This is a genomic window from Salipiger sp. PrR002, assembly GCF_010500775.1.
Taxonomy (GTDB): domain Bacteria; phylum Pseudomonadota; class Alphaproteobacteria; order Rhodobacterales; family Rhodobacteraceae; genus Salipiger.
In genome coordinates, this window is the sequence record NZ_JAAGOU010000003.1 from 151,733 (window position 1) to 165,378 (window position 13,646).

General features: G+C 66.2%; 17 protein-coding genes and 1 tRNA gene. 11 read left to right on the forward strand and 7 right to left on the reverse strand.

From position 1 onward, the window contains the following. Positions 1 to 18 precede the first annotated feature (18 nt). The 3 genes from G0A00_RS04665 to G0A00_RS04680 form a co-directional block, all read right to left on the reverse strand. On the reverse strand, positions 19 to 468 hold the full coding sequence (locus G0A00_RS04665; protein ID WP_164214195.1) for an EF-hand domain-containing protein: 450 nt from the start codon (positions 466 to 468) through the stop codon (positions 19 to 21). Positions 469 to 530: 62 nt separating this feature from the next. After that, positions 531 to 872 carry a carboxymuconolactone decarboxylase family protein gene (locus G0A00_RS04675; RefSeq protein WP_164182215.1) on the reverse strand — a complete coding sequence of 114 codons (342 nt, stop codon included), beginning with the start codon at positions 870 to 872 and terminating at the stop codon, positions 531 to 533. A 157-nt stretch (positions 873 to 1,029) separates the two neighbouring features. Next, positions 1,030 to 2,718: an acyl-CoA dehydrogenase family protein gene (locus G0A00_RS04680; protein WP_164182217.1), complete on the reverse strand. Its 1,689-nt coding sequence runs from the start codon at positions 2,716 to 2,718 to the stop codon at positions 1,030 to 1,032. A gap of 145 nt (positions 2,719 to 2,863) precedes the next feature. Between G0A00_RS04680 and G0A00_RS04685 the strand changes: the two genes are divergently transcribed. Then, the gene (locus G0A00_RS04685; protein WP_164182218.1) at positions 2,864 to 3,634 is read left to right on the forward strand and encodes a sulfite exporter TauE/SafE family protein; all 771 of its coding nucleotides are present in this window, start codon (positions 2,864 to 2,866) and stop codon (positions 3,632 to 3,634) included. Positions 3,635 to 3,732: 98 nt separating this feature from the next. Here G0A00_RS04685 and G0A00_RS04690 read toward each other — a convergent pair whose 3' ends face one another. Together G0A00_RS04690 and G0A00_RS04695 are read right to left on the reverse strand one after the other, a co-directional pair. Continuing rightward, on the reverse strand, positions 3,733 to 4,176 hold the full coding sequence (locus G0A00_RS04690) for a PPC domain-containing DNA-binding protein (protein WP_164182219.1): 444 nt from the start codon (positions 4,174 to 4,176) through the stop codon (positions 3,733 to 3,735). A 66-nt stretch (positions 4,177 to 4,242) separates the two neighbouring features. After that, entirely contained in the window at positions 4,243 to 4,860 is a 618-nt protein-coding gene (locus G0A00_RS04695) for an alpha/beta hydrolase (RefSeq protein ID WP_164182220.1), read from the reverse strand. A gap of 213 nt (positions 4,861 to 5,073) precedes the next feature. Here G0A00_RS04695 and G0A00_RS04700 point away from each other — a divergent pair, with 213 nt between their 5' ends. From G0A00_RS04700 to G0A00_RS04740, 9 genes are all read left to right on the forward strand, one after another. Beyond that, positions 5,074 to 5,265, forward strand: a complete 192-nt coding sequence (locus tag G0A00_RS04700) for a DUF3329 domain-containing protein (RefSeq protein ID WP_164182221.1) — start codon at positions 5,074 to 5,076, stop codon at positions 5,263 to 5,265. Between the two features lie 125 nt (positions 5,266 to 5,390). Continuing rightward, positions 5,391 to 5,466, forward strand: a tRNA-Trp gene (locus tag G0A00_RS04705). A 466-nt stretch (positions 5,467 to 5,932) separates the two neighbouring features. After that, positions 5,933 to 6,772: a UDP-2,3-diacylglucosamine diphosphatase gene (locus G0A00_RS04710; RefSeq protein ID WP_164182222.1), complete on the forward strand. Its 840-nt coding sequence runs from the start codon at positions 5,933 to 5,935 to the stop codon at positions 6,770 to 6,772. Continuing rightward, a complete protein-coding gene (locus G0A00_RS04715; protein ID WP_164182224.1) occupies positions 6,772 to 7,905 on the forward strand; it encodes a ceramide glucosyltransferase in 1,134 nt (377 codons plus the stop codon). The genes G0A00_RS04710 and G0A00_RS04715 overlap by 1 nt, the downstream gene beginning before the upstream one ends. A 4-nt stretch (positions 7,906 to 7,909) precedes the next feature. After that, positions 7,910 to 8,494, forward strand: coding sequence for a DedA family protein (locus tag G0A00_RS04720; protein ID WP_066104541.1), 585 nt, complete (start codon positions 7,910 to 7,912; stop codon positions 8,492 to 8,494). Further along, the gene (locus G0A00_RS04725; protein WP_203595275.1) at positions 8,491 to 9,189 is read left to right on the forward strand and encodes a glycosyltransferase; all 699 of its coding nucleotides are present in this window, start codon (positions 8,491 to 8,493) and stop codon (positions 9,187 to 9,189) included. Before G0A00_RS04720 ends, G0A00_RS04725 begins: the two co-directional genes overlap by 4 nt. A gap of 61 nt (positions 9,190 to 9,250) precedes the next feature. Further along, on the forward strand, positions 9,251 to 9,856 hold the full coding sequence (locus G0A00_RS04730) for a CDP-alcohol phosphatidyltransferase family protein (protein ID WP_164182226.1): 606 nt from the start codon (positions 9,251 to 9,253) through the stop codon (positions 9,854 to 9,856). A 128-nt stretch (positions 9,857 to 9,984) separates the two neighbouring features. Next, positions 9,985 to 10,188 carry a DUF2892 domain-containing protein gene (locus tag G0A00_RS04735; RefSeq protein WP_164182228.1) on the forward strand — a complete coding sequence of 68 codons (204 nt, stop codon included), beginning with the start codon at positions 9,985 to 9,987 and terminating at the stop codon, positions 10,186 to 10,188. A 112-nt stretch (positions 10,189 to 10,300) separates the two neighbouring features. Continuing rightward, positions 10,301 to 10,459, forward strand: a complete 159-nt coding sequence (locus tag G0A00_RS04740; RefSeq protein ID WP_157374054.1) for a hypothetical protein — start codon at positions 10,301 to 10,303, stop codon at positions 10,457 to 10,459. Positions 10,460 to 10,573: 114 nt separating this feature from the next. On the opposite strand, the gene G0A00_RS04745 is transcribed toward G0A00_RS04740, so the two are convergent. Next, the gene (locus tag G0A00_RS04745) at positions 10,574 to 10,780 is read right to left on the reverse strand and encodes a cold-shock protein (protein ID WP_066104551.1); all 207 of its coding nucleotides are present in this window, start codon (positions 10,778 to 10,780) and stop codon (positions 10,574 to 10,576) included. A 383-nt stretch (positions 10,781 to 11,163) separates the two neighbouring features. Here G0A00_RS04745 and G0A00_RS04750 point away from each other — a divergent pair, with 383 nt between their 5' ends. Beyond that, positions 11,164 to 11,640, forward strand: a complete 477-nt coding sequence (locus tag G0A00_RS04750; protein ID WP_164182230.1) for a DUF2938 domain-containing protein — start codon at positions 11,164 to 11,166, stop codon at positions 11,638 to 11,640. Positions 11,641 to 11,910: 270 nt separating this feature from the next. Here G0A00_RS04750 and ettA read toward each other — a convergent pair whose 3' ends face one another. Then, positions 11,911 to 13,566 (reverse strand): energy-dependent translational throttle protein EttA, encoded by a 1,656-nt coding sequence (gene ettA, locus G0A00_RS04755; RefSeq protein WP_066104557.1) that lies wholly within the window; start codon positions 13,564 to 13,566, stop codon positions 11,911 to 11,913. Between the last annotated feature and the right edge of the window lie 80 nt (positions 13,567 to 13,646).

Below are 13,646 nucleotides of genomic sequence, written 5' to 3' on the forward strand. Positions count from 1 at the left end.
GGGCTGGCGGAGTGCGGCCTAGTTCCCCGGGCGCTTGGGCGGGGTCATTTCGGCGCCGCTCAGCACCCCATCGCCGTTGCGATCCATGCGCTTGAACATCTGCCGTGCGCCGCCGGTAAACTCGGCCTGCGTGATCACGCCATCGCCGTTGCTGTCCATGCGCGGACCGCCGGGCCGGCCCGCAGGCGCGCCGTCGCGCGGGGCGGGGCGGTTGGCCGAGCCTTGGCGCGGGCCGCGCGGGCGGGCTTCGTCCTGCGAGAGCCTGCCGTCGCGATTGGCGTCGAGCCGGGCGAACATGCGCGCGCTCTGCGCCTCGGCCTCGGCAAGGGTGACCCTGCCGTCGCCATTGGCGTCCATCTGCTTGATGGGGTCACCGCCCGGGCCGGCTTGGGCGGCGGCCTGCGGCTGCGCTGCGAGGGCGGTGGTGGAAACGAGAAGGGCGGCGGCGGCTGCAATCAGAGGGTTCATCGGGCGTCCTTTCTGCCTGTGACCCCTCTGATACGCAGCGCGCAGAGCATTCCGTCGCGGGCTTAGCCTTCGGCGGTGAACTCATCATAGGCGGCCAGCGCCTTGGCGGCATACATCAGGCCCGGCCCGCCGCCCATCTGGATCGCCATGCCGCAGACGTCGGCGATCTCTTCGCGGGTGGCGCCGAGCCGGACCAGCGCGCTGACGTGGCTGAGGATGCAGGAATCGCAGCGGATGGCGATGCCGATCCCGAGCGCCACATATTCCTTCTGCTTGTGGTCCAGCGCGGCCTCGGCGGAGGCGGCCTTTTCCAGTTCGACGAAACCCGCGAATGTGTCGGGGATGGCCTTGCGCAGTTCGCGCAGTTCGCGGCGTTTGTCGGCGAGTTGTTCCTTGTAGGACATATCAGTCTCCTGGAATGTATTTCGCCCCTCCAGACCATGATGGCGGCGGCGCAGCCTTGATGCAGATCAGACAAGAGCAGGGTAGCCGGATTGCGTGGCGCGCAGGGCAAAAGGCCCCGCTGGGCGGGGCCTTGCCGGTGGTCCGATATGGCCGGGATCAGCCGAGCAAGCGACGTGCAATCACTTGCGCTTGGATCTCGGCTGCACCCTCGAAGATGTTGAGGATGCGGGCGTCGCACAGGATGCGGCTGATCGAATACTCCAGCGCGAAGCCGTTGCCGCCGTGGATTTGCAGCGCGTTGTCGGCATTGGCCCAAGCCACGCGGGCGCCGAGCAGTTTCGCCATCCCGGCCTCGAGGTCGCAGCGGATGCCCTCGTCTTTCTCACGGGCCGAGAAATAGGTGAGCTGGCGGGCGATCATGATCTCCACTGCCATCATCGCCAGCTTGCCCGAAACACGCGGGAAGGCGATCAGCGGCTTGCCGAACTGCTTGCGCTCCTGCGCATAGCGCATCCCCACGTCGAGCGCCGATTGCGCCACGCCGATGGCGCGGGCGGCGGTCTGGATGCGGGCGCTCTCGAAGGTCTCCATGAGTTGCTTGAAGCCTTTGCCCTCTTCGCCGCCGAGCAGGTTCTCGCCCTTCACCTTGAAGCCGTCGAACCCCAGTTCGAACTCCTTCATGCCGCGATAGCCCAGCACTTCGATCTCGCCGCCGGTCATGCCGGGGGTGGGGAAGGGGGTGTCGTCGTCGCCGGGGGTCTTTTCGGCGAGGAACATCGACAGGCCCTTATAGTTGTCGCTGCCCGGATCGGTGCGGGCGAGCAGCGTCATCACATGGGCGCGGGCGGCATGGGTGATCCATGTCTTGTTGCCGGTGATGGTGTAATCGCCGCTCTCGTCCTTCACCGCGCGGGTGCGCAGCGAGCCGAGGTCAGAGCCGGTGTTGGGCTCGGTAAAGACCGCGGTGGGCAGCGTCTCGCCGCTGGCGATGCGGGGCAGCCATTTCGCCTTTTGCTCTTCGGTGCCGCCCGCGATGATCAGCTCGGCGGCGATCTCGGACCGGGTGCCAAGCGAGCCGACGCCGATATAGCCGCGCGAGAGTTCCTCGGAGACCACGCACATGGAGGCCTTGCTGAGGCCAAAGCCGCCGTGTTCCTCGGGGATGGTGAGGCCAAAGACCCCCATCTCGGCCAGTTCCTCGATCACCTCCATGGGGATGTAATCATCCTTGAGGTGCCATTCATGCGCGTAGGGCTCGACCTTTTCCACGGCGTAACGGCGGAACTGCTCGCGGATCATCTCTAGCTCGTCGTCGAGCCCGGTGCGGCCCACGGTGATCTCGGCGGCGCGCTCCTGCATCAGTTCGACAAGGCGCGTGCGGGCGCTCTGGCTGTTGCCGCGCGCGGCGAGGGTTCCGGCGGCGCCGGTCATCAGCGGCGCGGCGGCGGAGACGGGCAGGCCGAGATCGCTGAGGCGCACCATCTCGCCCTGATTCATCTGGATGCCCCCGGCGATCTGGCTGAGGTATTCGCCAAAGCCGATCTGCAGAAGCAGCTGTTCGATCTCGCCGAAGGTGCCCTCGGCGGCCATGCGCTCGGCCCAGCCGTGCAGCTGCCGCAGCGACTCGGCATAGGTGGCGAGCCATGCCAGACCATGGGCGGCGAACTGGTTTTCCTCGATCAGCCGACCGGAGACGCGGCCGTCTTCCTCGGTCAGGGCGCGCAGGGCGCTGCGGGCCTCTTCAAAGATCTGTTCCACCGGGGCCAGCGCCGCGCCGGTGAGCCCCAGAAGATCGTCCAGAATCGTGCCGTCCTTCAGCATGTCACCCTGTCCGTCATGCGCCATGAATCATCTCCTCCTCGTGCCAGAGAGGGGATAGCGATTTTGCAGTCGCAGCGCAACAAAAATACCCTGTGATAAAATCATGCGACTTAATATTACCCTATCGTTCGGGGCTGTCGCGGCGAAGCGCCCGTGATATGAGCCACTTATGGACGCGCTTTTCTCTCTCGTATCGCCGCAGACCTTTGCCCTCGCCTTCGCTGTCGCAGCACTGGCGGGCACGGTGAAAGGCATGGTGGGCTTTGCCATGCCGATGATCATGATCTCGGGGCTGGGATCGGTGGTCGGTCCCGAACTGGCGCTTGCGGGGCTGATCCTGCCGACGCTGGCGACCAACGCCTTTCAGGCCTTTGGCGAGGGGCCGCGCGCGGCATGGGAGACGGTGAAGCGCTTCAAAGTCTTTCTGATCGTTGCCTTCGTGATGCTGGCGCTCTCGGCGCAGCTGGTGCGGGTGCTGCCGTCGCAGGTGCTGCTGGCGATGATCGGCGGGCCGGTGGCGCTCTTTTGCCTGATGCAACTGGCGGGATGGCGTCCGAACCTGCCGAACGGCTCGACCCCGAGGCTCGAGGCGACGGTGGGCGCGGTGGCCGGGTTCATCGGCGGCATGTCGGGGGTTTGGGGGCCACCCTTCGTGGCCTATCTGACGGCGATCGGCACCGAAAAGCGCGATCAGATCCGCGTGCAGGGCGTGGCCTATGGGCTTGGGGCGATCTCGCTGACCGCCGCGCATACGCTCTCGGGGGTGCTGAACGCGCAGACTGCGCCTTTCTCGGCGGCGCTGCTGATTCCGGCGCTGGGGGGCATGTGGCTGGGCCGCCGCGTGCATGACCGGATCGATCAGGCGATGTTCCGGCGGATCACGCTGATCGTACTGCTGGTGGCGGCGCTGAACCTGCTGCGGCGGGCGTTTTTTGGCTGAGGGCGGGTAAGGGGCGCTGCCCCTCTGCCCTGCGGGCATTCACCCCGGCGTATTTTCAAAGAGAAGAAGGGCCCGGTTGCGCGGCCCCGTTTTGCGGATCAGTCGAAGAAAAGCTCGGGGTAGCCGGTGCGCGGGTCGGGCGCGCGGCGGAAGTGCACCGGGGCGAGGCCGAGGATCACCTCGGCGGTGGTGCGCACGATCGACCCTTCAAGCAGATGCCCGCCGAGCATCTGGCCGCGCGAATCCGACACCGAGATATGCAGATGCGGGCCGTCCTTCGAGAAGGTGCCCGACAGCGAGACGATCTCGAGCGTCACCTCGAGCAGCATTGCGCTGTCTTTTCCGGCGGGGCGCAGGGCGACTTTGGAGAGGCTGCCGACACAGGCGACGACGAATCCCGCGTGCTCGCGCTCGGCGGCGAACGCCGCCTGCAGGGCGGCGCGCAGATCATCGCCGGGCAGCAGGCGCAGCGCGAGGAAGCGAGTCGCCGCGCCGGGCCATAGGGTTTTGAGATCTGCGGACTGCGGGGTTTCGGGGCTCATACGCAAAGAGTGACACAGGCCGGGGCGATCTGCTACGCCCATCGCAAGACCTGTCGCGCTTCGGCGTCAGTTCGCGCGTTTGGCCAGCCAGTCCGAGGCCGCTGCAAGATCGCCCTGTCCGAGACCATGCCCGGCGGGCAGCAGGCGGGCGTCGAGCGCCGCGCCGCAACGCTCCAGCCAGTCATTGAGCGCCGGGGCGTAGCGGCCATAGGGATCGGCCTCACCGGCGAGTGTCAGCACTTCGAGATGCGACAGATCCGGCTCGGGCGGCTCTTCCAGCACCAGCATCGGACGCAAAAGGATCGCGCGCCGCAGCAGCTTGGGGTGCAGCGCCATGAGCGCGGCGGCGAAATTGGCGCCGTTGGAATAGCCAAGGACGGTCAGCTGGGTCGGGTCGATGCGCTCGTGCTGCAGCAGCGCGGGCAGGGCCTCGGCGAAGGCCTGCGCCTCGCTGCGGATCTGCGCCTGATCGAAGCGCGCCATTTCCAGCCGCCGGAACCAGCGGGTCACCCCCTCGTCGGTGGCGCGGCCACGCAGGCCCAGAAGCGTGGCTTGCGGCGCCAACATCTGCCCCAGCGGGATGAGATCGGTCTCTGTGCCGCCGGTGCCATGCAAGAGCAGCAGCGCGGAGCCATCCGCGGCGTCGGGGCGGTGCAGGTGATGGGCGAAGGCGGCAGTGGTCATGGCGCGTGTCCGAGTTTGTTGCTTGCAAGAAGATAGGCGCGCGCGGTGCTGCTGTCGCCCCGCCGTCCTGCGCGCCATCGCGGGGGGCCTGTTCACCGGCGCAGGGTCTCGCGTCGCGCGTCGCAAGGTTGCAGGGTGCCTGCGCGGCGTGATGCTGCTAGGAGGGGCAGGACCACAGGAGGAGGGCCGGGGCGTACCCGGCGGTTCAGGCGCATGTTCGACTTTTCACACCCGTTCTTCCGTCCGCTCTGGCTGCGCGTGGCGATCACCGCGATCTGCCTCGGCTGGGGGCTTTTGGAGATCGCCATCGGCGGGCCGGGCTGGGCGGTGGTTTTTCTGGGGCTGGGGGCGATCTGCGCCTATAAGCTGCTCATCGCCTATGAGCCTCCGGCGGATGGGAAATAGCCCTGCGCGGCGGGCTCTGGCGGAGGGATATCTCTGGCGGCTGCAGCCTGCGCAACGGAAGCCGGATTTCTGGGAGATATCCGGTTGACCACGCCCGCAGAACCTTCTAGAGAGCGCAACACAGTAGGGGTATAGCTCAGCTGGTAGAGCGACGGTCTCCAAAACCGTAGGTCGCGGGTTCGAACCCTGCTGCCCCTGCCACGTACCACCGCCCAGAGGGCCGGGTTGGTGCACCACTCTTTCCGAGATTGCTGACATGGTTTGCGCGGTTTATCTGCTTGCGCCCTTCGTTGCGTCTGGCGAGGCCGATCGGTCGGCTTTCCGCCAATGTAAGCTGCCTTGGGAAAACATGTTTCGCCTCTTGCGGGAATTGCCCTAAGGTCACGGCGAGACGTTATTTTACGAATTCTACCGAGATCTTGATTTCCGAGACACCGACATGAGCGTTGCCAGCCCGCGGCTCCGGCCATCTTTTCCCGCGCTCCGCGGCGCCTTTTGGCGCTTTGTCATATCTGGCGTGATGCACGGTAAGCTCCCGAAATCACAAAATAGTTTTCCTTGTGTGAGGAACTGCTCGCGGCGGCTGCGCGTTCTCGTCGGTGCCTCGTCACATTGGCGATACATCGATTCGCCATAAGGCGGGCGAACAGTGAAGGAACATGCCCGGATGCCGACCTTTTCCGCAGGCAAGATTGCCCGCACCTCGTACCGCAGCTTGTTCATTTCCGACCTCCATCTCGGCGCGCGTGCCTGCCGGTCGGGGCCGATCCTCGAGTTTCTGCGCGGGGTCGAGGCCGAGACCATCTATCTCGTCGGCGACATCTTCGATCTGTGGCACGGCGGGCGGCTGCATTGGGCGGCGGCGCATGATCAGATCATGGCCGAGTTGCGGAACCGTGCGAAGGACGGGACGCGGGTGGTCTATCTGCCCGGCAACCACGACGCCAAGATGCGCGCGCCCGGTGCGGCGATCGAGGGGTGGGAGCTGCGTGAGGCGGTGATCCACCACGGCGCGGACGGGCGGCGCTATCTCGTGCTGCATGGCGATCAATGCGATCCGCGGATTCTGCGCTGGCACTTCATGACCCGGCTTGGCAGCCGCATCGACGCCTCGCTGCGCCAGCTCGACGCCTATCTGCGCCGCCGCGCGGGGCTGACCGAATGGGAGCAGAGCTTTGTGGACCGGGTCTTTGCCTGGGCCAACGGAATGCTAGCGATGGGTGACGGATTTGAGCGCAAGCTCACGCGGCTGGCCGAGGCGGCCGGTGCGCGCGGGGTGATCTGCGGTCATTCGCACAAGCCGGGCGTGCGCCTGCGCAGCGGCATCACCTATGCCAACTGCGGCGACTGGGTCGACAGCCTCACCGCGCTGGCCGAGGATTTCGACGGGCGGCTGCAACTGGTGAGCTATGAGCGCGCCCCGGCGGCGGCGCTGCCGCGCCCGATGCCCACTCGTGCCGCCGAGGCCACACCCGAAAAAGGCGCTTTGGCCGAGGGGGCGATGTGATGCTGACGCTGCTGCTGCTTTTGGTGCTTGTGCCGCTGATGATCCACCTGCTGAGTGCGGTGCTCGCGGGCGCACGTTATGTGGGGCCCGAGCAGGGGCCTGCGCAGGCGGACCTGCCGTTCGTGTCGCTTATCCGCCCGGTCTGCGGGCTCGATGCCTTTGACGAAGAGACGCTGGCCTCGTCCTTTGTGCAGGACTACCCGAGCTATGAGGTGATCTTCTGCGCCGCGCGAGAACAGGACGCCGCGGTGCCGCTGGTGCGGCGGCTGATCGCGGCGCATCCTGACGTGCAGGCGCAGCTGCTCATCGGCGACGTGGCGCAGACCGGCAACCCCAAGCTCAACAACCTCTTCAAGGGGATCGCGGCGGCGCGCAGCGAGCATCTGGTGATGACCGACAGCAACCTGCTGCTTGATCGCGATTACCTGACGCGGCTTGTGGCCACATGGCGCGAGGGTACCGGGCTGGTCTCGGCCCCGCCTGCGGGCAGCCGCCCCGAAAACTTCTGGGGCGCGGTGGAATGCGCGTTCCTCAACAGCTCGCAGGGGCGCTGGCAACTGGCGGCGGACAGCCTTGGGCTGGGCTTTGCGCAGGGCAAGACGCTGTTCTGGCGCCGCGATGTGCTGGAGGCGGGCGGCGGGCTGCGGGCGCTGGGGCGCAACCTCGCCGAAGACGTCGCCGCGACCAAGCTGGTGCGCGCGCAGGGGCTGAAGGTGCGGCTGTCTCGGAGGCTGTTCTCGCAGCCCATCGGCAGCCGGGCTGCGCGCACGGTCTGGGACCGGCAGCTGCGCTGGTCGCGGGTGCGGCGCGACGGGTTTCCGGGGCTTTTCATCGGTGAGATCGCGCAGGGCCCGCTGCTGGCGCTGCTGGGCCTTATCGGGCTGATCAGCCTTGGGGCGGCGCCGCTGTGGGCGCTGCCGGTGCTTCTGATCCTGTGGTACGGTGCGGAATGGACCCTGTGCAAAGTGGCGGGCTGGCCTGCCGGAGCGCGGGATGTCGCGGCCATGCTGATGCGCGACCTCTTGCTTCCGGCGATCTGGGTGGCCACATGGGCGGGGCGCGGAATATCCTGGCGCGGAACGGATATGGCTCCCGGCAGCACACCCTCCTCGGCTGCGGGGCCTGCGGAGTAAGACCTTGATCGGACTGGAAACGGTAACCGCCCTCATCGCCAAGGAGGGGCTGGCGATCCTCGCCCCCATCGCCATGCTCGAAGGGCCGATCGTGACGGTGATCGCCGCGTGGCTGGCGAGCCGCGGCCTGCTGGACATCTGGAGCGTGACGCTGGTGGTGATCGTCGCCGATGTGGTTGGCGACGTGCTCTACTACGGCATCGGGCGCTGGGGGCTGACCCGGCTGCCGCAGCGCTGGCTGATGAAGATGGGGCTGAACCGGGCGCGTCTGGCGGCGCTGGCGGGGCATTTCCACCACAAGGGCGGGCGCACGCTGGTGATCGGCAAGATCACCCATAGCGCTGGCGCGCCGATCCTCGTGGCCGCGGGCATGGCGCGCATGTCGCTGTGGCGCTTCTTTTGGGTCAACACGCTGGCGACCATCCCCAAAAGCCTGTTCTTCGTGGCGCTCGGCTACACGCTGGGCTCGGCCTACAGTCAGATCGACAATTGGATCGCCCGCGCCTCGCTGGTGCTTCTGGGCGGGCTGGTACTTTTCGCCGTGGGCTGGGGGCTGCGCCGCGGGCTGAAGGTGGGAGTGAAGAAATGACCGAGATCGCGCTCAGCTGCATCATCCCCGCCTATAACGAGGCGCCGCGCATCGGAGGGGTGCTGGAGGCGGTGCTGGACCATCCGCTGGTCGGAGAGGTCGTGGTGGTCGACGACGGCTCTGGCGATGGCACTGCCGAGGCCGCCGAGGCGGCGGGGCAGGGGCACGGGCATCTGCGGGTGCTGCGTCAGCCCCGCAACGGCGGCAAGACACGCGCCGTCGCGCGCGGCATCGCCGAGGCGCGCGGGCAGCATGTGCTGCTTCTGGACAGCGATTTGCTGGGACTGGGGCCAGAGCATCTGTCGGCCTTGGCCACCCCCGTGCTGCAGGGCCATGCCGGGGCGGCGATCAGCCTGCGCCGCAACGCGCCGCTGCTGTGGCGGATGATCGGCATCGACTATATCTCGGGCGAGCGGGTGATGCCGCGCGCGGTTCTGGCGTCGCAACTGGCAACGCTCGAGGCGCTGCCGCGCTTCGGGCTCGAAGTGTTCATGAACCGGCTGTGGATCGACGCGGGGCTGCGCGTGGCCGTGGTGCGCTGGCCCGAGGTGGAAAGCCCCTATAAGCACGACAAGCGCGGCGGCTGGATTGCCGGGCTGCGCGCCGATGCGGCGATGCTGGGGGATATTTTCCGCACCGTGCCGCCCACCGAGACGCTGCGGCAGGTGCTGGCGCTGCGCGCCCGTCGGGTCTGAGCACCGGTCTCGCGTCGCGGCCCCCTTGATCGCGCTGCGCAGGCAGCCCAAGACTGCGCCGATGATTGATGCCTTCCTCCTGCCGCTGCAGCGCCGCCTGCTGCATCCCGTCGCCCGCACGCTCTATGCCGCCGGGATAAAGGCCGATTGGATCACGCTGGCGGGCTTTGGCTTTGGTCTTGCCGGGGCCGGGGCGGCGGCGCTTGGGCTTCCGGGGCTGGCGCTGGCGGGGCTATTGGCAAACCGTCTCGCAGACGGCTTGGATGGCGAGGTGGCGCGCATGGCCGGGCCGAGCGACCGGGGCGCTTTTCTCGACATTGCGCTGGATTTTCTGTTCTACGCGCTCTTCCCGCTGGGCTTCGCGCTCGCCGATCCTGAGGCCAACGCGCTCGCAGCGGCCTTGGTGATCGCCAGCTTCATCGGCACCGGCTCGTCCTTCCTCGCCTTCTCGCTTATCGCCGAGCGGCGCGGGATGACGGCGGCGGAGTACCCCTCGAAGGGCATCTACTACCTTGGCGGGCTGACCGAAGGCGCCGAGACCATCGTCTTTCTGGCGGCGATCTGCCTCTGGCCGGGTGCCTTCGCGCCGCTGGCCTGCATCTTTGCGGCGGCCTGCGCGATCACCACGGCGACCCGCATATTGGCGGGATGGCGGCTGTTCCGCTGATCGCCTCACTCTAGGTGCATAGGCGTTGGGGTGCGACATTCCGTATATTGAATGTGAAAGGGGATGCGCCTAGATTCCTGACAGGCGGATGCCGCCGGGGCATCCGGGCATTGCAAGGAGTGCAGGATATGACACTTGATCGTGCTGTCATGCTGTTTGCCGGGTTCATGGTGCTGCTGAGCGTGGCGCTTACTGTGTGGGTGTCGCCCTATTGGGTGTGGCTGACGGTCTTCGTCGGGCTCAATCTGATGCAGGCATCGGTGACCGGGTTCTGCCCGGCAGCGATGATGTTCCGCAAGCTGGGTGTGAAGTCGGGCACCGTTTTCACATAAGCCACACGGGCGGTTTTCCGCTTCGGAACGGCAGGCGGGGAACCGTGGCGGGCCTGCGCGGGTTTGTCCTGCAAGCCCCGGGAGGGGCATTGGACGAAACCCGGAGGAACCCATGTCCTTTGCAAACATCATCCGCCGTGCCGCCAAGAGCTATGCTGCGAGCACCCATCACAGCAACCGACCCGTGCGCCGCCGTCCGGTGAAGCGCAGCCACAGTCAGAAGTTGCGGCTGGCCGAACGGGCGCTGCGGGAGGTGAAGCGGCGCGTCTGACGCCCGACGCGGCGCAGATATATCAAAGCAGGTATATCCAAACATGAAAAAGGGGCGGTCCCAAACGGGCCGCCCCTTTCCTGTGCGGGGGAGGTCCCCCGCGAAATCCGATGCTCAGGCGAGCTGGATGTTCACGGCGCTTTCGCGACCGTCACGGCCGGCTTGCAGCTCGTAGGTCACTTTCTGGTTGTCGGCGAGGCCGGTCAGGCCCGAACGCTCAACAGCCGAGATGTGCACGAAAACGTCCTTGGAGCCGCCATCGGGTGCGATGAAGCCGTAGCCCTTGGTGGTGTTGAACCACTTCACGGTGCCAGTTGCCATGGGTTAAACCCCTTTCCTGTCTTGTGCTGCCCACGGAACTGCGGCAGCCCGGCGTAGAAACGTCTGTATCGATAGACTGCGTGCCGGGTCGGAACTGGGTCGTCGAATAGAAGCCTAAGCGGCCTCAAGCGTTACATGGCAATTCTCTAATTTCAAGGGGATTCGGCCACTTCCGGGCGGGCCCCGGCCTTCGCGCGCTGAAGATAATCGGGATTTACACACAGCGTTTGGCGAAGGATCGCCGGTGCCGTGCAGGGGCGCAGCGCGCCGATCAGATCGGCCCACGCCTCTTCGCGGGCAGGATGGGGCCGGGACGGGGCGGGGAGGGGGCTTGCGGCGCGGCTGCCCTTGCGGCACCTCTAGGCGAAACAGGGAGACCATCGATGCAGCAACTGATGATCGGGATCGCCATGGGGCTGGGCGGCACCGTGGCCATGGACCTTTGGGCGCTCTGCCTGCATTTCGTGCTGGGCTATCCGCGTCCGGCATGGCGCAACCCCGGCCGCTGGGTCGCGCATGTGGCGCGGGGCAAGGTTTTCCACGACGACATAAACGCTGCCGAACCTGTGCCGGGCGAAAGCGCCATCGGCTGGGCCTTCCACTACGTGGTGGGGGCCATCTACGGCGTGCTCTTCGTGCTGCTCGCGGGGAAGGGCTGGTTGGAAGCGCCCACATGGGCGCCGCTCTGGGCCTTCGCGCTGGTCACCATCGCGGCGGGATGGTTCTTGCTGCACCCCGGCATGGGGCTGGGCTGGGCGCTGTCGAAAACGCCCACCCCCTGGAAGGGGCGGGCGCTTGGTCTCATCGCCCATACCGTCTTTGGTCTGGGCATGTATGCGGTGGCGCTGATCGCCACCTGAGTGTCAGATCATCGCCCAGTCGGTAAAGCGGAACGTGGGTTCTGGCTCGGGATCCCGTTTCTTCGGTGCCGACTGGCGCTGTTTCTGTGCGGACTGCGTGCTCATTTTGAACTCTTGAGGTCTATGCGTGTGTTTCGCGGAAGGCCGGGCGCTTCGCCGCATCTTCCGCGAGCGGGCACCTAATGATCCACGCGCCGGAACGAAAGACCCCGCGCACGAATGTGTACGCGGGGTCATCTTCATTTTCTGAAATGCTGGGCGGAGTGCCGCTCAGCGGGCGAATTTCTTGAACTTCACCCGCGTCGGTTCCAGCGCATCGGCACCGAGACGGCGCTTCTTGTCTTCTTCGTAGTCCTCGAAGTTGCCCTCGAACCATTCCACATGCGCTTCGCCCTCGAAGGCGAGGATGTGGGTACAGATACGGTCGAGGAAGAAGCGGTCGTGCGAGATCACCACGGCGCAGCCGGCGAAATCGACAAGCGCGTCTTCGAGCGCCCGCAGGGTTTCCACGTCGAGATCGTTGGTCGGTTCGTCGAGCAGCAGGACGTTGCCGCCCTCTTTCAGCAGGCGCGCCATGTGCACGCGGTTGCGTTCACCACCCGAAAGCAGGCCGACCTTCTTCTGCTGGTCGCCGCCCTTGAAGTTGAACGCACCGCAATAGGCGCGGCTGTTGATCTGCGCGTCGCCGAGCTGGATGATTTCCGCACCGCCCGAGATTGCTTCCCAGACGTTGGCGTCCGGATCGAGATCGTCGCGCGACTGGTCGACATAGGACAGTTTGACCGTGTCGCCGTAGGTGACGGTGCCCTCGTCGGGCTGTTCCTGACCGGTGAGCATCTTGAACAGGGTCGATTTACCGGCGCCGTTGGGGCCGATCACGCCGACGATGCCGCCCGGCGGCAGCGAGAAGTCGAGGTTCTCGATCAGCAGCTTGTCGCCCATGGCCTTCTTCAGGCCTTCGACCTCGATCACCTTGCCACCAAGGCGCGGGCCGTTGGGGATGACGATCTGGGCGCGGCCGACGCGCTCGCGTTCGGACTGGCCCGCCATCTCTTCATAGGCGGCGATACGGGCTTTCGACTTGGCCTGACGCGCCTTGGCGCCCTGACGCATCCACTCAAGCTCGCGCTCGAGGGTCTTCTGCTTGGCCTTGTCTTCGCGGGCTTCCTGCGCGAGGCGCTTGGCTTTCTGCTCCAGCCAGCTCGAATAGTTGCCCTCGTAGGGCACGCCGCGGCCACGGTCGAGCTCGAGGATCCAGCCGGTGATGTCATCGAGGAAGTAACGGTCGTGCGTGACGCAGAGGATCGTGCCCTTGTACTCGATGAGGTGGTTCTGCAGCCAAGCGATGGTCTCGGCGTCGAGGTGGTTGGTCGGTTCGTCGAGCAGCAGCATGTCAGGCGCTTCAAGCAGCAGCTTGCAGAGCGCGACGCGGCGCTTCTCACCACCCGAAAGCGTGGTCACATCCGCCTCGTCCGGCGGGCAACGCAGCGCTTCCATGGCGACGTCGATCTGGCTGTCGAGATCCCACAGGTTCTGCGAATCGATCTCGTCCTGCAGCTGCGCCATCTCGTCGGCGGTCTCGTCGCTATAGTTCATCGCCAGTTCGTTGAACCGGTCGAGCTTGGCCTTCTTTTCGGCCACGCCAAGCATGACGTTGCCACGCACGTCGAGCGAGGCGTCAAGCTCGGGCTCCTGCGGCAGGTAGCCGACCTTGGCGCCCTCGGCGGCCCAGGCCTCGCCCGAGAAGTCCTTGTCAATGCCCGCCATGATGCGGAGCAGGGTCGATTTACCGGCGCCGTTGACGCCGACGACACCGATTTTCACCCCGGGCAGAAAGCTGAGACGGATGTTCTCGAAGCATTTCTTGCCGCCGGGATAGGTCTTGGAGACGCCGTCCATGTGGTAGACGTACTGATAGCTGGCCATCGGTTCCTCCGGTGAAAAAGCTTTGCGGGGGTGTATGGCACCGCGACGGGGGAAAGCAAATGCCTTGTTTGCCGGGATGC